We start from the raw sequence: 20420 nt of genomic DNA, 5'->3' as shown, positions 1-20420 counted from the left end.
ATTATCGAGGTGATCCATGCGCGACCTTCCCTTTCCCGTCCGAGACGCAAATGCTGCCGGAGGTGCCGGCAATCTGGGCAACCTGCCGGAATGGGATCTGACCGATCTCTACACCTCAGAGGACGCGCCCGAACTGTCCCGCGATCTGGACTGGTTGGAAAAGGAATGTGCCTCGTTTGCCGAAGACTACGAGGGCAAGCTGTCTGATCTGGATGCTGCGGGTCTGCTGACCTGCGTCGAGCGCAATGAGAAAATCAATTCAATCGCCGGGCGCATCATGTCGTTTGCCGGCCTGCGCTACTATCAGCTGACCACAGATGCCGAGCGTGCCAAGTTTCTGTCCGACATGCAGGAAAAGATCACCATCTTCACCACCCCGCTGGTGTTCTTCACGCTTGAGATCAACCGCATCGACGATGATGTCCTGAAGGCGCATTTCGATGTGAATGCCGATCTGGCGCGGTACGAGCCAGTCTTCCGCCGCATCCGCGCGATGAAACCCTACCAACTATCTGACGAGCTTGAGAAATTCCTGCACGACCTCGGCGTTGTTGGCGACGCGTGGGAGCGTCTTTTTGACGAAACCATTGCCGGGTTGACCTTCACTGTTGATGGCGAAGAACTGAACATTGAAGGCACCCTGAACTTTCTGACCGAGCAGGACCGCGCCAAACGCGAAGCAGCCGCGCGCGAGTTGGCCGCTGTGTTTCAGGACAACGTCAAAACCTTCGCCCGTGTCCACAACACACAGGCCAAGGAAAAGGAAATCGTAGATCGCTGGCGCAACATGCCGACCGCGCAAACCGGTCGCCACCTGTCCAATGACGTGGAACCCGAGGTTGTTGAGGCTCTGCGTGAGGCGGTCGTGGCCGCCTACCCCAAGCTCAGCCATCGCTATTATGAGCTGAAACGCAAATGGCTGGGTCTGGATGTCATGCAGGTCTGGGATCGTAACGCTCCGCTACCGATGGAAGACACCCGCATCGTTGATTGGGATGAAGCGGAAAAGACGGTGATGGACGCCTACAATGCCTTTGATCCTCGCATGGGTGAGATTGCGGCGCCGTTCTTCTCACAAGGCTGGATCGATGCGGCCGTGAAGCCCGGTAAAGCTCCGGGCGCTTTTGCACACCCAACCGTCACCGAGGTTCATCCATACGTGATGCTCAACTATCTGGGCAAACCGCGCGACGTGATGACACTGGCGCATGAGCTTGGCCACGGCGTGCACCAGGTGCTGGCTGCCGATCAGGGCGAGATGCTGTCGTCAACGCCACTTACGCTTGCCGAGACTGCATCTGTATTCGGCGAAATGCTGACCTTCCGCAAGATGTTGGATAAGGCCAAGACCCCCGAACAACGCAAAGTGCTGCTGGCCGGCAAGGTCGAGGACATGATCAACACAGTTGTCCGACAAATCGCCTTCTACGACTTCGAATGCAAACTGCATGCGGCCCGCCGCGAGGGCGAGCTGACCCCGGATGACATCAACGCTTTGTGGATGAGCGTTCAGGCCGAAAGCCTTGGGCCCGCATTTGAATTCATGGATGGGTACGAGACCTTCTGGGCCTATATCCCGCACTTCGTCCATTCACCATTCTACGTCTACGCCTATGCGTTCGGTGACGGTTTGGTGAACGCGCTATACTCGGTCTACGAAAGCGGTGCGGACGGGTTCGAAGACAAGTATTTCGAAATGTTGCGCGCTGGTGGGTCCAAACACCACAAGGAACTGCTGGCCCCGTTCGGATTGGATGCAAGCGATCCCAAATTCTGGGACAAGGGTCTGTCGATGATTTCCGGCTTTATCGACGAGCTGGAAGCGATGGAAAACTAGTCACTTCTGGCTTTTGGTCGTCAGGAAAATGGCGACCACAATCAACACAGCCCCTAGGGCCGCGACCGGCGTGATTGCGGCCCCCAGAAACAGGGCTGAGTTGATGAACGTAAACACCACGGATGCGGCGAACATCAAGGTCGCAGTCAACGTCGAGACCCGCGCGGCGGCCTCGTACCAGAGGTAGTAGGCCAAAGCGGTCGGCAGCACCCCCAACAAAATCAGGAAGACGGCATCGTTGGCTGTTGGTATTTGCAGTGAAAATGCGGCCAGCGGGACCAATAGCACACCCGAGCACAAGAATATCCCAAATAGGAAGTTCAGACGTTCTCCGGTCGTTTCAGAGTTTCGCATCGCCCGGCTGCTTGAGATTAGGAAAACCGCCCAGCTTAGCCCTGCGCCGATTTCAAGCAGGTCCCCGAACAGGGGTTCTCCACGGCCTTGGAAATCCTGAAATACCGTTAGGAAGACGCCAAAAATCGCCAACCCCGTGGCAAGTATGTCTGTGCGCGTAACGGGCGTGTCCGCAAAGAAATACAAGAAGATCAGCACAAAGAATGGCGCCGTGTTCTCAAGAACCATGGCATTGGCTGCACCGGTATGTTCAAGCCCGATATGGAACAGGATGTAGTTGACCACGGTGGACAGAACGGCCAGCCGAAAATTCCAGTCATTCAACCGGATCGAAACAGCGACCCGCATCACGCGCAGCATGCAATAAATAGCGATAGCTGCGATGAACAGGCGCGTTACCGCAATTTGCAGCCCTCCCAGATCGCTGGTCAGGTAGCGGACTATGACGCTGTGCGTGCCCCACAGGAAAGCCGCAAGAAACCCAAGAACCAGCCCGTTTTGCAAGAGTGGCTGCTTCTCTTTGGTGTCGGGCATCCTTGTGCCCCGCTTACTTCAACTGACTGTCTTTAGAACCGCGCCGATTGATTCCGCCACGCGCTTGGAATGAGCTGTCCCGATCCTGTTGGCAATCCAGGCAAAGTTTAACACCGGGAATGGCGATCCGTCGCTTTTCTGGAATCGGCTCTTCACATTCGGCGCAATGGGTCAGGCTTTCCCCGACAGGCCGCTTTTGCGCCTGCATCCGGGCCAGTTCGTCCGTAATGGACGCTTCAATCTGTTCGCTCACCGCGCCATCACGCGCCCAACCGCCTGCCATGGTCTCCCTCCTGATCAGGTGACAGCCAGATTAGTCCAGCCGAGCGCTGCGTGGCAAGTCAGAGGGCGACCGCGCCCTCAAACACCCTGTCAATCATTGCCTGCGTTCCGCGCGAGAATTCCAACGGGCATGGGTAATCAGCCCCGTCGCGGACTGACTGGCAAAATGCCTCGACCTGAAGCTTGTAGTGATCGTCGCCGGGGAAGCGCGTGACCTGAACCTCCAATCCTGGGCGGTGCAGTTCCACCCGCGCCTCTCCAAAGACCCGCGCGTTGAACGGCGCGGTCAGGCGGATCACACCACCCTCGCCATGAAACACCATCTCTTGATGCGGGTGCATCCGGATCGAGACATAGCTGGAATAGGTGAAATCGGGGAATTGCGCGCGTATTTCGGTGAAGGCATCAATGCCGTCTTCCCAGCGGATTGCAGATTGTACCGAGACCGGTTCTTGCCCGGTGGCGAACCGGGCGCTGCCGATTACATAAACGCCAATGTCGCGCAACCCACCGCCCCCGGTTTCGGCCCGGTTACGGATGTTTCCGGTGTCTGCGCGGTTGTCAAAACTGAACGCGCCCGTCACATGCACGAGCTTTCCAATGGCCCCATCCGCAATCAGTTGTCGCACGAAATGCCACTGCGGGTGGTGCACAATCATGTAGGCTTCGGCCGCCAGCAAACCGGTCTGATCCCTCCTTTCGATCAGCGCATCAAACTCGGGCGCGGACATGGCCATGGGCTTTTCACACAGAACATGCTTACCCGCGTCCAGCGCCTTGAGGCTCCATTCGACATGCAGATGGTTGGGCAGCGGGATATAGACCGCGTCGATCTTGGGATCGGCCAAAAGGGCGTCATAGCTGCCATAAACCGTCAGATCAGGGCAGTACTGCTGGAACGGCTCAGCCTTGGCTGCGTCCGACGTGGCGAGACCTGCCAACCGGGCCCCGTCCGCCGCGTGAATTGCCGGCGCCATGAACTGTCGTGCGAATTTCGCGGCGCCAAGAACGCCCCATTGAACAGGTTGCTGCATACCGCCGCCTCATCCTTTGTTAGCTTGTGCCGTCTCTATCAGGGAATCGCTTTAAAGTCAGGGGTTTCGTGGTGTTTTCCGCCCAATAACGCACGCAAACCTGAGAATTTCTTGATCCGTTTCATTGTCCGCGCCGTAGCAGCTATGTCACCGGGTAATCGGCATTGTCCGCTCAAAGCACCCGGGATTGATGTTGTGACCAACTGGGTGGGAGATTGCCAGACATGCCAACACCGACAGAGACAATTACCGGAATCGTGTTGATGAGCGGAGCCGTCGGCTCGTTCGATGACAACAACGGAGATTTTGACATCCTGCGCGAGGCCGTTGTTGCCGCTGGCCTTGCTGGTGCACTGGATGACCCCGAGGCCAGCCTTACGGTATTCGCCCCAACCGACGCCGCCTTTATCGGACTTGCCCAGGCTCTGGGCTATGCGGGTTCGGACGAAGCAGGCGCGTTGGGGCACATCGTCAAGGCGCTGACCCTGTTGGGCGGAGGGGATCCCATCCCCCTGCTGACAGAGGTGCTGAAATACCACGTGGTCAACGGGGAATTCGACCTGGCTGCGGTCGCCGGCTTGGGCGACGGCGCACAGATCGAAACGTTGCAGGGTTCGTCGGTTGAATTGAACCTTCAAAGCGCCCCACCAAGTCTGGGCGATGCGGATGACGGCATCGCCGATCCGGGTATCATCCAAACCGATATTGATGCCACAAACGGGATAATTCACGCCCTAAACGGTGTCCTTCTGCCCGTATCGGTGACGGACATTCTGGGTCAGAAAAACACCGATTTCATCCTCGGCGACGACTCGGACGACTTCTACTTTACCGGGCGTGGTCAGGACTTTGTTCATGGTGGTGGCGGGAACGATGTCATCAATACCGGCAGAGAAAACGACGTCGCGTTGGGCGGCGCTGGAAACGATGTGATCATTGGCGGTCGCGGCAAAGACATTCTGCGTGGTGACGAAGGCGAAGATACGATATTCGGCGGCAGAGGGGCCGATGTGATCGATGGTGGAGCCGACGATGACATCCTGTTCGGTGGGCGTGGCAAAGACATGTTTGTCATTGAAAACGGAGACGGCGATGACTGGATCGTCGACTTCCGGGTCGGAAAGGACAAAATTGACTTGTCCGGCTACGAAGGCATCGCCGGGTTCGAGGATATCGAGGATGATATCTCGGGTGGTTTCTTCCAGACCACGATCGATCTAGGTGACGGGGACAGTATTGTCCTGGCGGGCGTTGGGGCCGGACATCTGACCGAAGACAGCTTTATCTTCGTCTAAAGAAAATCAGCCCGCCGTTATGGCGGGCTGAACCAATTGGGTCAGACAGTACCCATCATGCCCTTTTCACGGGCCAGTTCGCGCATCTTTTTCTGCAGCTTCTCGAAGGCACGAACCTCGATCTGACGAATGCGCTCGCGGCTGACATTGTACTGCGTGCTGAGCTCTTCCAGCGTGACGGGCTGATCCATCAGACGGCGCTGAGTCAGGATGTCCTTTTCCCGGTCATTCAGGACATCCAGCGCAGCGGCCAGAAGCTCGCGCCGGGCGTCCAGCTCGTCGCGGGCTTCGTAATCGCCCGCCTGATCGGCATCTTCGTCCTCAAGCCAGTCCTGCCATTGCATGGTGCCTTCGCCCTCGGACCCGACGGTCGCGTTCAGCGAGGCATCACCACCCGACATCCGGCGGTTCATGCTGATGACTTCAGCTTCGGTCACGCCCAGATCTTCGGCGATCTTTTTGACGTTCTCAGGACGCAGGTCGCCTTCTTCCAGCGCACCAATACGAGCTTTGGCCTTGCGCAGGTTAAAGAACAGCTTTTTCTGTGCCGACGTGGTGCCCAGCTTGACCATCGACCACGACCGAAGAACGTATTCCTGGATCGAGGCACGAATCCACCACATCGCATAGGTCGCCAGACGGAAACCTTTTTCCGGATCAAACTTTTTGACCGCCTGCATCAGGCCCACATTGGCCTCGGAAATCACTTCGGCCTGTGGCAGGCCATAGCCGCGATAACCCATAGCGATCTTGGCCGCCAATCGCAGGTGTGACGTGACCATTTTATGTGCAGCTTCAGTGTCTTGCTCTTCGACCCAACGCTTGGCGAGCATGTACTCTTCTTCCGGCTCAAGCAGCGGAAATTTGCGAATTTCCTGCATATAGCGGTTCAGACCGCCCTCGGGCGTCGGCGCGGGGAGATTTGCGTAATTTGCCATGATTCATGTCCCTCCGACAAATGTTTACTTCGTTAACATGGGATATGGGAATAAGTCCCGATCCATTCAAGAGGTACCGTTAACAGTTTGAAATTAACGATTGATAAAGGAAAGCTAAGAACGCGTTACTCACGTATGTTTGCGTATTATGTCAGTGGCGCGCGCAATTGTTCAATCAGAATTTCCATATCTTTTGGCAAATCAGCCTCAAACCGAAGGTTTTCGCCTGTCACAGGGTGCTCAAAGCCTAAAACTGCGGCATGCAGCGCCTGTCGCGAAAAACCGCGCACAGCCTCAGCAGCGGCAGCACTGAAGGCTTTCGCCGCAAGCTTGCGTTTGCCCCCATACACTGGATCGCCAACCAGCCCATGCCCGGCATGGGCCATATGGACACGGATCTGGTGCGTCCGGCCGGTTTCCAACCAACATTCAATCAGCGCGATGCCAGCCGGGTTGCCAAATGTCTCGACCAACCGCGCCCGAGTGACCGCATGCCGACCACCGTGGAAAAGAACCGCTTGTTTCTGCCGGTCGTTTTTGTGCCGCGCCAATTGCGTGGTCAGCCGCATGATATTACCCGGTTCAAAGCTGACACCCTTGATGCCGCGCAAACGTGGGTCATTCGCATCCGGTACGCCGTAGCAAATCGCGCGGTAATAGCGTTCGACGCTATGCGCCTCGAACTGCGCCGCCAGACCGTGATGGGCCGCGTCAGACTTGGCGACCACCAGCAAGCCGCTGGTCTCTTTGTCGATGCGGTGCACGATGCCAGGGCGTTTGACGCCCCCCACACCTGACAGGTCCTTACCGCAATGATGCAGCAAGGCATTGACCAGTGTTCCGTTGGGCGAGCCCGGCGCAGGGTGAACGACCATGCCTGCCGGTTTGTTGATGACGATCAGGTCCGCGTCCTCATAGACGACGTTCAGCGGGATATCTTCGGGACCTATGTGGCTTTCTTCGGCTTCGGCGACGGAGATCGACACCGAGGCGCCTTCGGTCACCTTGGCCTTGGGGTCCCGAACTTCGACACTGTCGATTGTCACCTCGCCGTTCTCGATCAGACGGGTCAGGCGGGTGCGCGACAGGTTTTCATCCGCTGGTACATCCCGTGAAAGCGCCTTATCAAGACGTGGCGGCGGATCGGCCGCGATCTGAAATTCAATCTGGCGGGTGCCCATGACTGTCCCTTCCGAACCCCAAGAACCGCAGGAAACACCACAGCTTCGCTTGCTGCGGCGCATGGTCATGCTGCTGACCGCGGTGATGATTGGCGGGGTTCTAGTGACATTCGCACTGATTGTCATCCGACTATCGGACAGAACCCCTACCCTGCCCGATCAAATTGAACTGCCGGATGGTGCCAAAGCACAGGCCGTAACCATCGGCAGCAACTGGTACGCCGTCGTGACCGATGACAACCGCATCCTTATTTTTGACAAGACGACCGGAAAACAGCGTCAGGAAATCGTCGTACAAGAGTAGCGATCAGCTGTCCAAAGCCATCCGGAATACGATCTCAGAGGCTTTACGCAAAGCCTCATACTCTTCCGGCGTATCCCTGCGGAACCTCTTGTCCTCATCGCTTAGCTTTGTCGGGCTGAACAGTTCGGGCCGGTCGGGAAAGAACTCTTGCTGAAAGGTGGTATCCTGCTTGGCCAGGAATTCGTCCAGCCAAGCGCGCTCATCTGGTTCCAGCACATCATTCCGGCGCACCATGACGGGATCATCGACAAAAATTCGGCGTAACTGGCGACTTTTCTTACGCCCCATTGCACGGGAGATGACACCAAAAGCTTCGCTCGCCGCGCGGGATTGCGACGGGTTAGACACGGCTCCTGCTGAAACCTCCTCGGCCAATGGCGTACCGATCCGCGACAGGAAATCATCAACGACGTTGCCCCGCACCATGCCCGAGCGTTCATACAAAAGCGGAGCAACGGTGACGCCGGGAAAGGCGGTCCGGATTTCGGCGATTTTGGCAGAAAAGCTCAACCGTTCCGGGTGGTTGCGGATAAGATCAAGTTGCTGGCGGATGTATTCACTGCCGCCGTTGGACAACCGCCCTGCCTTGGCCCGCTGTTTGTAATCCGCCTCGAAGAAATCGGAATACCGGCGGCAATAGTAGGTGATCGTCAATGCACGCGAGGGGATATCAGCAAAAACCTCGGCCAGCCGGTTCAGATTGCAGGAATAGAACATCTCGGACGAAACAACACAGGTCTGATCCGCATGCGCATCGTACTCAGTGGTCATAGCAGACCGAAACGGATCCATCGGATCAGCGCTCTGGTTGATGTGAAAGGCGACGATGTTGTGACTTATCGCCAGACGTGTGCCGCCATCCAGCCTGCGTCGGCCGGTCTCCATATAGTGCAGGCCGATCTCGTTCATGACCGATTGTTTCCGGCGCAGAAATCCCTGCAAGGCGGTCGTGCCGGTTTTGGGCATCCCCATGTGCAGCCAAAGCATTACCTAGCTCCTGTCCACGAACTGTGCTGCGTCATGCCTGCTGGCTGGCCGTGAAACCTGCGGTCATCTGCTGCATGAGGTCCTGCATCTCGGGCAGGTCGCGCAATTGCCCGATCTGTTGGCGGTGCAGATCGCAAGACGCATGATGAAGGCGCGCAACCTCGGGGTCAGAGAGCATTTCGTAATAGAAACCACGTTTGCGATCCAAAACCACATCTATCGAGGTATTCATCTCAGCGTTCTGGTTCATCATGTTCCAGTATTCCAGGCCAAGGCTTTCCCCCAAATGGTGAGCGCGACCGCGCATCTTTTTGACCAGATAACTTTCGCAGGATTTCAGAGCATAGTGGTTGACCTGCACGAACTCATAGCCGACCGAGTCACGGGCGGATCGCCAGCTTCTGTCATAATATCGTTCAGGCATCAGCTGACCCGACCCGTTGTACCAATGGCACTCTTCAATGGTTTCGACTGTCGGCTTTTTGGGACGATGAACGCCCAAGCCATCCCAGATCTCACGCTGGAACATGGTCTTAAAGCCCCAAGCCTGCGGCGGTCGGTAGATCTTTTCCGGAGCGGCCTGTCGGAACTGATCCGACAAAAACCGGTCTTCGTACCGCACGACACCTGCGTTTCCGAACAACCGCCATGTCATTGAAATCGTCTTGGCGTTAGGGATGGCATCGGTCAATGCCCGCAGCGTATGATCCCCGGTCTTGATGTTGATATGTTCATCGGCGTCGATCACCACGACCCAATCCTGCGGGCGTGCGACTTCCATCTTCAGGAAAGTATTATAAGCACGCTTTTGCGGGCTGGTTTTGCGGCGTGAATTGTTGTCGATATGCGTCAGCACGCCCTTTTCATCCAACCGTTGCAGCAAGGCATCGGTGCCATCGGTGCAGTCATTGGTCATCACAACCATCTGGTCGATACCAATCGCACGATTATGGGCCACCCACTCTAGCACGAACGGGCCTTCGTTCTTCATCGGAGTGACACTGATATATCGAGGGTCCTGATCGGTCATGATTGACTGCCCTGTTCGTTGTTTTTGCCCGGAACTAATCGGGATCATTCTGAATTTGCCGGTAAATTAAGTTGAATTAATGGAACTACCAAGGGGAAATCCGGTCAATTACCCACCTGCCCGTTTAAGTTGGTTCGAGAACCGCTTGAGTTTGGGGCAAAGGTCACGCGCCCGGGACAGGTATTTTCGGGCTTTGGCCTTTTCTCCCTTTCGAAGCAATAATTGCCCTGCAGCACCCTGTATTGCCGCTGTATTGTCATCGATGTCGGCTGCTTCCATAATTTGTTGATGTGCCTGCTCTTCTGCGCCAATCCGGTCCAGAAAACACCCCATCGCGAAAATCAGAAACGGATTACCGGGATCACAGGCCAATGCATCCGCCATCGCCAAACGCGCCCGCGAATTGTCGCCTTCCGCTTCATATAGTTCTGACAGACGTTTCTGATAAAGAGGATTGTCCGGACGTTGTGTACAAACCCATTGCGCAACATCAATGGCCTTTTCATTTGGCATCCGGCCCAGACGAACCTGCAGCACGGATGTCAAACTTTTGTGCTCGGGGCTATCCTCGGAAAACTGGGCATCTGGTGACAAGTTCTTCATGGTCTTAAGACCATCTTGCAGCGCCAAAAGACGTTCTCTGTTGCCTTTCAAACGCCGCGCGCGCTCATCCAGAGACAGAACGGACCAATCCAGAAGAATGAGATCAAAGTTACACGGACGGCGGGCAATAACCTTCCGTTGCGCAACATGTGCATTGAAATTGAACCAAGATCTACGAATTGATTTCTGAACAGCCCAGTCGATTGGTGGCAGTGCCCTGAAAGCAAGTTGATCACGGAACAACAGGCGCGACCCAAAAATTGTAACATCCGGCCGCAGAGGTTTGGCCCAAAACGCCAAGCTGAATTCTCGTGCCGCCATCCACCTTTTTTTTTGAGAGCCCAGAACCGCAGCCCTCAACGCGCGCGCTACCGCGTGGTCCTCGGGCCAGAGGTTAATATCTCCCAACGCCCGATCGGCCATCTGCAATGCTTCGTCGCCTCGCCGCAAATAGAAAAGGTTAATTGCCTGTAACACTGGCAGGAACGCATTGTCCGCTCCGGCCTCAAGGATCTGGCTTCCAATCTCCGTTGCCAATGCAGTGCGATCCTCAGCGCGAAAATCAAACAGATGAAACGTCGCTTTTGCGTAAATGTGTGCAGCTTCGGACGGATTTAGAAACCCCGTATCTCCTTTGGACAGTCTCTGAACGACTTTCTCGTTAGCGGCATTGAGTTCGTCTTCTGAGAGAACGTCCCGAAACACCTTGCTTTGATGTCCTGCAATCCGTGAGGCCGCCATCGAAAATGCCGAAACTGCAGGCGCAATTACCAGATCCGCCCGCGACATTGTGTAGAGTTCAAGAAAATCCCGCTTTGCTCGCGTCATGCCTGAGACATCAGCAATGTCTGACATCTGCAATAGATGCGGAAACTGTTTCTGAAACCGGGCAATCAGTTCCGGCTGGTCCGAGAACATAATGGCCCCTTTATCGGTGTTCTTCGCCAGATGTGCCTCATACAGTTCTTCGGGTTCGATCTTTGCGGGCCAGGTCGTGTGCTTCCACGGCAACCCATTCAAAATATCACCGCGGCGGATGTGATAGGCAGATACGCCCAGCCCTGACAGCCTGGCATCCGCGTAATCCATAATTTCGCGTATTTCTTCCGTGAACCCGACCCGGTGAATGAAGTCGCGATACCTTGGCCGGATGGTCTCGACGTCCTCCCACGGGAAGGCCAGCACCTCGAAACCTTCCTCGACCAACACCGACCGTCCGGCGTTGAGATGCGCAATCAGGCGGTCGGGCGACGTGTCGCTTTGGAAGGACCAGATCGGCAAGGCATTCTGCGAAAGGGCTCCGAACTCCTTGGGAGTAAGGAAATGTTCATCCATCCAGTCCTGCGCGAACAACTCTTGTGGGTGGTCCAGCTCGGGCGCGTCCGCGCCTTGCGGGAACCAATTCACCCGGTAGGTCGTGTTGAAATCTTCGGCCAGCCGGATGCAGGTCAGCATCATCAGCAACCGCGCGCCCATGCGGTCCTTGCGCTGGCCGACAAACACACCTTTGGCAGCGCTCACGAGGCGTCCCTTTCCTTCTCGGCCATGGCCTGCCGGCGCAGTCGGCGGAACCGCTGCCGGGCTTTTGCCGCCAAGTCAGGGTGCCGCTCGGCGCCGATGGCCTCAATCCCCCGAATATACATAGGCAGGCGACGTCGGGCGCGCATCATCTTGTAATAACCGACCGTATCCAGTGAGCCGTCCATCGCCCCCAGCATCACGGGCTTGAGGATATCCAGCTTGCGCAGCATAGGCGCCGCGAAATGGTTTGAAAACCAGGTCTTGAGCAACATCACGTTGTCGCCCTGCAGACGCTGAACCTGCTGCCGGTCCAGATCAAAGAATGGGTCGTAAAAGACGTAAGCCTTACCAGCTGTCTGAACAGTTTGAGCCGCATCGCTCATTGGCAGATCCCAATCCTGTACGCGGCCGAACCTATAGCGGGTTTCCCAAGGCACCAGCCGTTCATCCAGTGTTGTCTGAGGGTTGAACGCGATCACATGCGCGCCGGGTACATGCGCCGAAAAGGTCAGTGCCCCAAAGCCGCCCATCGATGCGCCTGCAAAAACCACCTGATCGAACCGGTCAAAGAACCCCTCGGCGACCTTGTTTTCGAAATAGGAAATGATCTCGGGGTCGCGATACCATGCCTTGGTGCGCGCGAAGACACCCATGTGGGACCACCCTTCGTCGCGAAAGAATTTCCAGCCCCACGGCTCGCGCGCGAAGGACAGGTCATTGGCGTTGGCGATATTGTCGAAGCTGACTACCAGACGCTTCGGGTAGCGCTGATGGAACAGGATCGAGTGGCGTTCCAGCTTTTGAAAGTACCCAGTGCCGTCGCCGCCGGGGTACAGCTCGACAAACCAAGGCGGAGCGGGATCCGTCAGAATACGCTCATACCCTGTCTTGCGATCAGGGTGTTCAGGTTTCAGCTGCTCTTTCGAAAGGTCTTCGGCCATGATGATCAGATCAGGTTATCGGCGAGCCAGACGCGAAACTCTACCCATTCCGGGCGCATCTTGATTTCGGACACTTTGGCTCGGTGCCAGTCGCAAGCCTGCGCGTGCAATTCATTCAACTCTTCATCCGCCTTCAGTTCGGTCAGCAGAGGTGCGGCGCGGCGTGCGGCGGGCAAGATGGATTGGTCGGACTCTTTGTTGGCATTCATGTCCTGCCAATAAGCTTGCCCCTGATCTACTTTGATGTGGTTTGTTCTACCCCGGTCGCGCTTGACAAGAAACCCGTCCATGGACCGGACTGAATAGTGGTGGATGCGTCCCAAGGAATGGTCGAACCCGCGCCACGCCCGCCAACCGACTTTATCGGCTGGAAACAGCTTTCCGCCAGCATCTGACCAAGCGATGTCAGGCGCTACCTCCTCGTCAAAGCCCTTTGGGCGATGCGGACCAAACCGAGTGAACTTGCCATTGTTTCGGAACAGCGTTTTCAGCCCAAAAGCGCGGCTTGAATGATAGGGGAACTCTTGATCCCCCATCGAGAATACCTCTGTCACCGGTCTGTCTTCGAAACTGATGTTTCCAGAACTTCCAAACAACTTCCACGCAAGAGATATCGCATCGACCGGTTGACCTGCCTTTTGTTCGACCTCGGAAATCAGGTCATGAAATCCGTTGTCGCCGCAGCGGATATTCCAGAATTCATCTACATCCAGACATAACAGCCAATCGGCCTCCTTGACCTTGGGCTGACGGCGCGCGCGGCGCAGCATCTGGTGCTGGGGATTGCCCCCTTCTTTCACTTCATTGCTGACATGAGTGGCCATGCCAAGCTCTTGCAATCTTGCAGCAATCTTGTCCGTTCCGTCATCACAGTCGTTGGTGAAAATCACAAAATGATCAATGCCGAGTGTTTTGTGGAACGCGACCCATTCCAGCATATACGGGCCTTCGTTCTTCATCGTTGTGAACACGGTGATGGACTGAGACATATTACCCTTCCCAAATAGTCTTGCCCCACTCATACACATCCCGATCCACGTGGGCGAGATAGGAAATTGCGGTGCGGGCATTCCGACGCGAACTGGTGCATCTCTAAACGGCAGATGCACTGATAAATCGCTAATTTCAGCTGGATAATGGTGCGGTCGAGAAGCATCTGGCGATTTCGAACTAGCTTCTCAGACCCAATATTTTTATGAGCAAAACGCCCTTCTTTAGCCATCAGGTTTCCCCAAATGTGTGCTGTGTAAGGAGGTATTGTGTGTTGTGGAGGCTGTCAATCGGCTCCGGTTTTTTCGTCCAGATAGTTATGGCACACGCTTTGCACATGCAGAGGGTTTTCTGCTTCACACCGTGCCGCTGCCTCCGCATGGCGAAGTTCCTACTCTTTATCAATTCGAACTAATTCGGCAGTATACCGTTCCGGGCCGATATCCGCCATTTCGGAAATCCAGAGTTCTTGGTCCTTGTCTTTTAGCGAGGGAAGGTATGCCTCTGGGTTGTCTTGTTTAAGTAACGCTGGTTCAACTTCATCTTGTTTGTTTACCATGCTAAGTGACCTGAACGTGGCTGGCATCCCCACGAAGGACAATACAGCGAAGCTAAAACCTCTATGGCCCAGCTTGAGCTTAGGCAGCGGCTTGATCAGCGCAAACCCCGGCACAAGCAACAGCAATAAGCCCGTGACGAAACCTAACTCAGGCGATACGACAGCCAAAAATACTGACCCGATTAACAGGGCAATTACTATACCAATGCCGTTTACTAATTCCATATTTTTCAATATCTTAACTGCTGCACTCAAAACTGAACCCTCATACAAAACTGTGCCAAGAAGTTGGAGAGTTCGAAAATTCCGCAGAACTCTTGGGATTATTTGAGAACCTGAAGGGGCCCCAAATATTGGTAATGGTCACGCGGCAAACCGAAGGACCAAATTGGAGGAATTGCCGTCAGCGGCCCAACCCACTTCGCTTGGGTTTACAGAGCAAGGCGCAGAAACAAATGAGCGCATCTTGGGTGTGAAGCCATAGAAAGATAAGAGTTTACTATTCAGGGAATGAAAGAAAGGCGGGGATACCAGATCTCGCATCAAGTCGGACCCCGAGAAAAGGCTGACGGGTTCTTTCTCCGAATTGTTGCCGCCGGATGGGCGCTAGGATCGAACAAAGTAGGGCAAATGCACACAGTTTGACCGCCCTATGAATGAGCGCGTAGCTTTACTTCCCCCCCAAAAAAACTTTGGGCGTTTTAACGTGCTCTTTCCACCAGTATCTGGTCATAATCACCATCCATGTGTGCAGTTTTTCAACCGATATTCGCCGCTCGACCTTCCGACATTTCAGCCATTTCGACGGCCTTGTCTATCAAGAACAACGCCTCCATCTTGGTTTTGGCTTTTAGCATAACTTCTTCGCTCACCTGGAAGCCAATTGGCCGGCCTGAAGTGGCATCACCGGAAATATCTTTCAATGCTTCCGGAAGCGGAGCACCCAACTGGTCCACTCTCAAGTCAATTTGATTGTCGTAGATCACCAAGAACACGCCATTCCCCCAATAGGTCGCCACTTTACGCCCTTCCTGATTAGCTGACAGAACTGCTGTGCCAGCTAAAGTCATGGCACTACGGAATTCACTGACCGTGCTCGTCTTATAGATTTGTTCAGCGCCTGTGCATTTAACCGCCACAAGTTTTGCAGCCATGGAGTGCATAGTTGAAAGCTGAATTACGTAGTTCTCAAATTCAGCTAACCCAATGAATCCGGGCAATTCTCCGAAACATTGTGGATCACTTAAGCGAACGTCCGGACTATTGTCAAAACACAACTCAAAATCCGCTTCAGCTTCGAGCACCTCGATTGCGGCTCTGCGTTCCGCTGCCATCCTATACGCGTCGGACAACCTCTGCTTCAGATCAGAGAACTCAAAAGGCTTTGTAACGTAGTCTGTGGCCCCAACTCCGAATGCCTCGTCGATGTACTCTTTTTGCACCATGGCGGTCACCATGATAATGGGCGTGTACGTGTGTTCTGGTAGTTTTCGCACTTCTTCGCAAAGAGTAATGCCGTTCATTTGCGGCATCTGCACATCCAGTAGCAAGCAGTCAAACGCTTCGTTAGGTCTCGACAGTATTTCAATGGCCTCCCGCCCACTTCTGGCGGTGACGACATCTTTATAACCGAACGCGTCCAGAACTCTATCTAGCAACTCCAGGATACTCGGATCGTCATCTACAGCAAGTATACGCATAACTTTTCACCAACCTTTTGCACCTCACCAAACGTTAGGCATTGCAGACTTAAGGCAACGTTTGGCCGGCGCATAAAACACTCAGGGTTTCTTCATCCTCTCTTACGAAGGCGGCAAAACGGTGACATAAGGCGGGCTTCCTTATGTCTGTGCATTTTTTTTAATTTGCACAATATTTTCCGCGCAAGTGCGCATATTGAAAAGTAAATCCCTCAAATTCTTGATGCCATTTTGATTTTACTCCTATCAGCCGTCACGGCTGCCTCGAAACATTATCGGAGAGCGAGACGGCGCCTGATCCATCGTGGATTCGAAAAGAATACGCAAAAGAAGCTGTCTTTTTTCAAAGTGTTGCCAGACGCGAGGAAATAAATGAAGCCTGCGGGAGAAAATAACAGCCAAGAACTATCTAAAGTTTTTGGTCAGTCAGTAAACTCAACCAAAGGGAGGGAGGAGATTTAGACACACCTATCCATCTATTCGGACAACTACCGCATAGGGTTGTGGACTTGCTGAACTGAATCTTGCCATAAGTGTGTCAAAAATATGAGTAAAATATGGACAGACCACTCAGGTATAAGCAGACATACCCGCTCTCGGAGGGGTTTCCGAAACTAACACCTGCTAACGGGACTTCAGGCGCACCAAGTGCTTTGGCGCGACTAGAAATTTTTGCTGTCAAAAGCAGTCCGCCAACGTCACGTGGTGACATTGGCAATATTCGCGCGACTACACTTAATTTTCGCAATATTTACGAGTATGGCACCCTGCTGGCAAAATACCTTGAAACCAGAAAGTCAATTTTCATTGACCAGTTAAAGTGGCAAGTTGGTGAAGCTGACGGGATGGAATTCGACCAATACGACACGCCAGCCTGTCGATGGATTGTGTTGCATGAATTCGGTGAAGTTTTAGGCGGTGTGCGACTTCTACCCACGACCGCAGAATGCGGCGTATATAGTTATATGCTGCGCGACGCGCAAAGAGGTATCCTTAAAGGAATACCATCTGACGTTTTATTTATGGACGCCCCGGTAAAGCACTCTGTTTGGGAAGCATCCCGTTTCTTCGTGGCAAAGGATGTTGCATCGTCACGCAGGCTGCTGGTTCAACAGGAGTTGTTTCACCAGATGACTACTGTCGCGATGGAAGGTGGTGCGACCAGCATACTGGGCATCGTCCCCTCAGTCTGGGCACGGTGGTCACGGCGACTGGGCATCAATGCCTCGCCTGTCGGCGCAAAGTTTTCCATCGATGGCACCGTCAGTCAGTCAGTTTTGTTCAACATCGATAAGTAAATGGAACCACTCAGCCACTAGAGCGTCTTTTGTACTCTTGGACGCTCGGCGCAGATTTCTTAGCAACTATGATTGATTTTCAGACTATTGGGAAACCGCGGCTGTTTTGCATGTTAGTGGGGTTTCCAGAATTGATGTTTGGACTTCCAACCGTTGTTCAATTCCGTAGTTTTGCGATCTTAGACTGCTCTTAGGCACGAACACATTGCCAAAAAAAAATGTTAAGAGAATGCGACGGTAGTTCACAACAATAACTGGCAACTCGTCGTTGAAGCCGCTGGCGCCAAATAAAGGTCAAGAAAAAACCCCTTTCTACGACGATTTTCTCCATTTTTGCCGCTGTTTCGACCCACTCGCCTCATAAGTTTAACCCGTTATGAGGATATCGGTGGTTCACCAGTTATGAGACATTCCACATTCGTAAGTGATCGGTTCCAAAAAAAGTTGGAGCTTCGAGCACAAAGAAAGACCGCGCTTGCTGTTCTGGCGGTTGATGATGATCCTGACATTCTGAAATTGCTCCAATCAGCACTTCCTGAACTCGAAAACTGCAAAGTGGTTGCCGCCAGTTCAGCTGATGAAGCGCTTCGGCAGATAGAAGCAGCGGAATCCCCATTCGACTGTCTGCTTGTTGACATTCAGATGCCCGGAACCTCTGGGATAGAGTTGCTTTCGCAAATCCGAAACTTGCCGGACAATCTGGAAACACCTGTTATAATGTTAACTGCTCTAGATGACAGGCAGAACATCGAGAGGGCATTTTTAGAAGGCGCATTTGATTACATAACTAAGCCCTTCGACTTCTTCGAATTGCGCAGCCGTATGAACGCCGCCCATCTTCTAATGATGGAGAGAAAGAAAACACAATCCTCTTCAGCGTCGATAGAAAGTCTTCGTAGTGAACTGGATTTTAATCAGAAATTCAGTTTTGAAGACCCCCTGTCTATCGACGAGCAGGAACAATGCTTGGGGTATGTCGAGTTCGACAACTATGTGGAGCAGCTTTCACGGGGGCGCCGATTTGACTCCTGGGTTACAGCAATCAAATTTCGCGATGCGGGGTACCACTTTGATCTGAGGGAATTTGGAGATTTTCGGCGCGCTGTTTCCGACATTGGATTTTGCATTCAAAAGACAACACAGGTCGCCGGAGGAGTCTATTCCTATCGAGGGAGTGGCGTTTTTCTCGTTATTACACATGGACGGGAACGCACCCTGAATATTCCAACCGAAGCTTTTCTAAACCAGGAACTAAGGACCGTTCTCAGTAACCGATGCGCCTCTGTCCATCTTAAGGTGGTGAAGAGTACACCGGTGTCGCTTCGTTCAATTACAAAGGTTGGAGCATTCGCATCTTTGGACACCGCTGTTAAAATGGTGAATCTTCGTGAGACCAATCTCAGAAAGGGCCTTGTTGCGACCTGCCCCTCGATTTCAAAGCACACGCCACATCGCAAAGAAATGGCCAACAATAGATTGTTTGATACCGTCCTGCGTGAAATGTACGGCGATGACACTTACCTCACTCGCCGGTAGCAAGCTTTGTCTTTGGCAAAGGCCGACCTCGAACAGAAGTCGAACACTAGGGTTTAGATATTAACTTTAGTCGCGAACCCGTTCGGCATTGAGGATGAGTGGGCCACTGGTACGCATGGTGAACGTCAAAACTGGTTCCGGTATTTCTGACTCAGTAGTCGAAAAATTTATTCTACGGAGCACTGAAGCCATAAGCACCATGATCTCAGTTTCAGCGTACTGAGCGCCAATGCAGATTCTGGGACCATCTCCGAACGGAATGTACTGACCTCGAGGCAGTGTAGATCCCAGGAACCGTTCCGGCCGATAGTCGTTGGGAGCATCCCATAATTTTTCATTTCTGTGCAAAGAGTAAACTGGGAAAAACAAAGCATCGCCATTTTCAATCTTTACCCCTTTAATTTCAAGGTCCGCAGCTGCGTCTCTGGCAAAAAACGCGGCGGAGGGATAAAGCCGCAGCGTCTCTTTAACATGCGCGCGCAAGAGTGGCATTGCCTCCAGGTCCGAGAATTCCAATAGGCCTTCTGGGCGAACAGATCGAATTTCTTGTCTAACCCTTGCTTGCATATCTTGGTGCAAGGCCAGCAGATAGTATCCCCAGGCCAATGCGTTAGCGGAAGTTTCATGACCAGCGACGACAAAGGTCAAAAGGTTGTCAACAGTTGTCGCTTCATCTTCGAAATCGGTTTTCAAGGCCTCAATCATGAAATCGAGGAAGTCCAATGGCTCGCTACGGCCTTCGGCCCGACGCTGATCTATGACCCGTCTGGCGAGGTCTCGCATATTAGTAACCGGGGCCAAGCTGCGTAGCCAATTTTTCCGCGGCAACCACTTTGGCAAACCCATTAAATCGAAAAGGGACAGATCAGAAATGTACTCGAAATACTTGATCAGCCCCACTCGTACCTGCTCTGAACTGACTTCCTTATTACCTGAAAAAATCACTCTAGAAATATTCGTCAATGTTGATGCAGGCGCAATTTGTGCAATATCCACTGGGCCTTCGTGATCCGCCAATGAGTCTGCAATCTCGACACCAGTCTCTGCAAAATGCCGAGCCAGAACCGGGAGGTTTCTGGCGGCGAACAATGGAGAATACCTTCGCCTCTGCTGACGCCATTTTTCCCCTTCTGAGAGTATTAAACCGTTGCCTACAGCCGATCCAATAATGTCTTTGGTGAACTTGGCTTTGGGAAACGAACGGCCCTGGCCGACGAGTAATTCGGTTACCATTTCAGGATCGCAGATATAGTGTATGTTCAAAGGTCCACGAACATAAGTTTCACGCAGAGTTTCTGCCGGGATGACTTCAAACATGTTGCGGCCAGCTGACCTTGCAAACTGAAGCAGTGTCACCGGCTTTGTCGCAAGCCTAGCGGTAACAGGAGCGACAGTACCCTGCCTCAACTTCGTAATTTCAACTGCAGTCAAGCCCCAACCCTTTTAGAATTATTCTTTCTTTCGGACACATTAAGGTGAAAAAATTCCCACTTAGC

General features: G+C 53.6%; 18 protein-coding genes. 5 read left to right on the top strand and 13 right to left on the bottom strand.

The window, feature by feature from the left end; translation table 11 throughout:
• Window positions 1–16 precede the first annotated feature (16 nt).
• Entirely contained in the window at window positions 17–1837 is a 1821-nt protein-coding gene (locus AC2FI8_RS00585) for a M3 family oligoendopeptidase (RefSeq protein WP_496776431.1), read from the top strand.
• Here the strand turns inward: AC2FI8_RS00585 and AC2FI8_RS00580 are convergent, their stop codons facing one another.
• From AC2FI8_RS00580 to AC2FI8_RS00570, 3 genes are read right to left on the bottom strand one after another with little or no spacing between them, the layout of a single operon-like run.
• Window positions 1838–2725, bottom strand: a complete 888-nt coding sequence (locus AC2FI8_RS00580) for a DMT family transporter (protein WP_496776429.1) — start codon at window positions 2723–2725, stop codon at window positions 1838–1840. It lies immediately after the preceding gene.
• 13 nt (window positions 2726–2738) lie between these two features.
• Window positions 2739–3008, bottom strand: a complete 270-nt coding sequence (locus tag AC2FI8_RS00575; protein WP_472723549.1) for a DksA/TraR family C4-type zinc finger protein — start codon at window positions 3006–3008, stop codon at window positions 2739–2741.
• Window positions 3009–3066: 58 nt separating this feature from the next.
• Window positions 3067–4041 (bottom strand): Gfo/Idh/MocA family protein, encoded by a 975-nt coding sequence (locus tag AC2FI8_RS00570; RefSeq protein WP_496776427.1) that lies wholly within the window; start codon window positions 4039–4041, stop codon window positions 3067–3069.
• Window positions 4042–4265: 224 nt separating this feature from the next.
• Here AC2FI8_RS00570 and AC2FI8_RS00565 point away from each other — a divergent pair, with 224 nt between their 5' ends.
• Entirely contained in the window at window positions 4266–5336 is a 1071-nt protein-coding gene (locus AC2FI8_RS00565) for a fasciclin domain-containing protein (RefSeq protein ID WP_496776425.1), read from the top strand.
• A gap of 41 nt (window positions 5337–5377) precedes the next feature.
• Here AC2FI8_RS00565 and rpoH read toward each other — a convergent pair whose 3' ends face one another.
• Window positions 5378–6274, bottom strand: a complete 897-nt coding sequence (gene rpoH, locus AC2FI8_RS00560; protein WP_496776423.1) for an RNA polymerase sigma factor RpoH — start codon at window positions 6272–6274, stop codon at window positions 5378–5380.
• A gap of 146 nt (window positions 6275–6420) precedes the next feature.
• Entirely contained in the window at window positions 6421–7455 is a 1035-nt protein-coding gene (locus tag AC2FI8_RS00555) for an RluA family pseudouridine synthase (protein WP_496776422.1), read from the bottom strand.
• Here AC2FI8_RS00555 and AC2FI8_RS00550 point away from each other — a divergent pair.
• The gene (locus AC2FI8_RS00550) at window positions 7454–7759 is read left to right on the top strand and encodes a DUF6476 family protein (protein ID WP_496722258.1); all 306 of its coding nucleotides are present in this window, start codon (window positions 7454–7456) and stop codon (window positions 7757–7759) included. The genes AC2FI8_RS00555 and AC2FI8_RS00550 overlap by 2 nt on opposite strands.
• A 3-nt stretch (window positions 7760–7762) precedes the next feature.
• On the opposite strand, the gene AC2FI8_RS00545 is transcribed toward AC2FI8_RS00550, so the two are convergent.
• The 7 genes from AC2FI8_RS00545 to AC2FI8_RS00515 all read right to left on the bottom strand — a co-directional run bounded on the left by AC2FI8_RS00545 (window position 7763) and on the right by AC2FI8_RS00515 (window position 16090).
• The gene (locus AC2FI8_RS00545) at window positions 7763–8746 is read right to left on the bottom strand and encodes a hypothetical protein (protein ID WP_496776420.1); all 984 of its coding nucleotides are present in this window, start codon (window positions 8744–8746) and stop codon (window positions 7763–7765) included.
• 31 nt (window positions 8747–8777) lie between these two features.
• Window positions 8778–9776: a glycosyltransferase family 2 protein gene (locus AC2FI8_RS00540; RefSeq protein ID WP_496738746.1), complete on the bottom strand. Its 999-nt coding sequence runs from the start codon at window positions 9774–9776 to the stop codon at window positions 8778–8780.
• A gap of 108 nt (window positions 9777–9884) precedes the next feature.
• Window positions 9885–11900 carry a hypothetical protein gene (locus tag AC2FI8_RS00535; protein WP_496776418.1) on the bottom strand — a complete coding sequence of 672 codons (2016 nt, stop codon included), beginning with the start codon at window positions 11898–11900 and terminating at the stop codon, window positions 9885–9887.
• Window positions 11897–12841, bottom strand: a complete 945-nt coding sequence (locus tag AC2FI8_RS00530; RefSeq protein WP_496695087.1) for a hypothetical protein — start codon at window positions 12839–12841, stop codon at window positions 11897–11899. Before AC2FI8_RS00530 ends, AC2FI8_RS00535 begins: the two co-directional genes overlap by 4 nt.
• A 5-nt stretch (window positions 12842–12846) precedes the next feature.
• A complete protein-coding gene (locus AC2FI8_RS00525) occupies window positions 12847–13830 on the bottom strand; it encodes a glycosyltransferase family 2 protein (protein WP_496776416.1) in 984 nt (327 codons plus the stop codon).
• A 392-nt stretch (window positions 13831–14222) separates the two neighbouring features.
• Window positions 14223–14645, bottom strand: a complete 423-nt coding sequence (locus tag AC2FI8_RS00520; protein WP_496776414.1) for a hypothetical protein — start codon at window positions 14643–14645, stop codon at window positions 14223–14225.
• A gap of 503 nt (window positions 14646–15148) precedes the next feature.
• Complete coding sequence (locus tag AC2FI8_RS00515) at window positions 15149–16090, bottom strand: response regulator (protein ID WP_496722243.1); 942 nt, start codon at window positions 16088–16090, stop codon at window positions 15149–15151.
• A 557-nt stretch (window positions 16091–16647) separates the two neighbouring features.
• On the opposite strand from AC2FI8_RS00515, the gene AC2FI8_RS00510 reads away from it, so the two are divergent.
• Complete coding sequence (locus AC2FI8_RS00510; RefSeq protein ID WP_496776412.1) at window positions 16648–17388, top strand: acyl-homoserine-lactone synthase; 741 nt, start codon at window positions 16648–16650, stop codon at window positions 17386–17388.
• 402 nt (window positions 17389–17790) lie between these two features.
• The gene (locus AC2FI8_RS00505; RefSeq protein ID WP_496776410.1) at window positions 17791–18924 is read left to right on the top strand and encodes a response regulator; all 1134 of its coding nucleotides are present in this window, start codon (window positions 17791–17793) and stop codon (window positions 18922–18924) included.
• Window positions 18925–18990: 66 nt separating this feature from the next.
• Here the strand turns inward: AC2FI8_RS00505 and AC2FI8_RS00500 are convergent, their stop codons facing one another.
• Window positions 18991–20355, bottom strand: a complete 1365-nt coding sequence (locus tag AC2FI8_RS00500; protein WP_496776408.1) for a cytochrome P450 — start codon at window positions 20353–20355, stop codon at window positions 18991–18993.
• Window positions 20356–20420 lie beyond the last annotated feature (65 nt).

It is taken from the genome of Ruegeria sp. CDSB029 (assembly GCF_059611125.1).
The sequence above is the reverse complement of the archived record's forward strand: the minus strand, read 5'-3'. Positions and strand labels throughout refer to the sequence as shown.

Coding starts and splice junctions, on each gene's coding strand:
- AC2FI8_RS00575 (WP_472723549.1), bottom strand. CDS start 3,008: ATGGCAGGCGGTTGGGCGCGTGATGGCGCGGTGAGCGAACAGATTGAA.
- AC2FI8_RS00530 (WP_496695087.1), bottom strand. CDS start 12,841: ATGGCCGAAGACCTTTCGAAAGAGCAGCTGAAACCTGAACACCCTGAT.
- AC2FI8_RS00540 (WP_496738746.1), bottom strand. CDS start 9,776: ATGACCGATCAGGACCCTCGATATATCAGTGTCACTCCGATGAAGAAC.
- AC2FI8_RS00545 (WP_496776420.1), bottom strand. CDS start 8,746: ATGCTTTGGCTGCACATGGGGATGCCCAAAACCGGCACGACCGCCTTG.
- AC2FI8_RS00510 (WP_496776412.1), top strand. CDS start 16,648: ATGGACAGACCACTCAGGTATAAGCAGACATACCCGCTCTCGGAGGGG.
- AC2FI8_RS00515 (WP_496722243.1), bottom strand. CDS start 16,090: ATGCGTATACTTGCTGTAGATGACGATCCGAGTATCCTGGAGTTGCTA.
- AC2FI8_RS00555 (WP_496776422.1), bottom strand. CDS start 7,455: ATGGGCACCCGCCAGATTGAATTTCAGATCGCGGCCGATCCGCCGCCA.
- AC2FI8_RS00585 (WP_496776431.1), top strand. CDS start 17: ATGCGCGACCTTCCCTTTCCCGTCCGAGACGCAAATGCTGCCGGAGGT.
- AC2FI8_RS00565 (WP_496776425.1), top strand. CDS start 4,266: ATGCCAACACCGACAGAGACAATTACCGGAATCGTGTTGATGAGCGGA.
- AC2FI8_RS00505 (WP_496776410.1), top strand. CDS start 17,791: ATGAGACATTCCACATTCGTAAGTGATCGGTTCCAAAAAAAGTTGGAG.
- rpoH (WP_496776423.1), bottom strand. CDS start 6,274: ATGGCAAATTACGCAAATCTCCCCGCGCCGACGCCCGAGGGCGGTCTG.
- AC2FI8_RS00550 (WP_496722258.1), top strand. CDS start 7,454: ATGACTGTCCCTTCCGAACCCCAAGAACCGCAGGAAACACCACAGCTT.
- AC2FI8_RS00580 (WP_496776429.1), bottom strand. CDS start 2,725: ATGCCCGACACCAAAGAGAAGCAGCCACTCTTGCAAAACGGGCTGGTT.
- AC2FI8_RS00525 (WP_496776416.1), bottom strand. CDS start 13,830: ATGTCTCAGTCCATCACCGTGTTCACAACGATGAAGAACGAAGGCCCG.
- AC2FI8_RS00570 (WP_496776427.1), bottom strand. CDS start 4,041: ATGCAGCAACCTGTTCAATGGGGCGTTCTTGGCGCCGCGAAATTCGCA.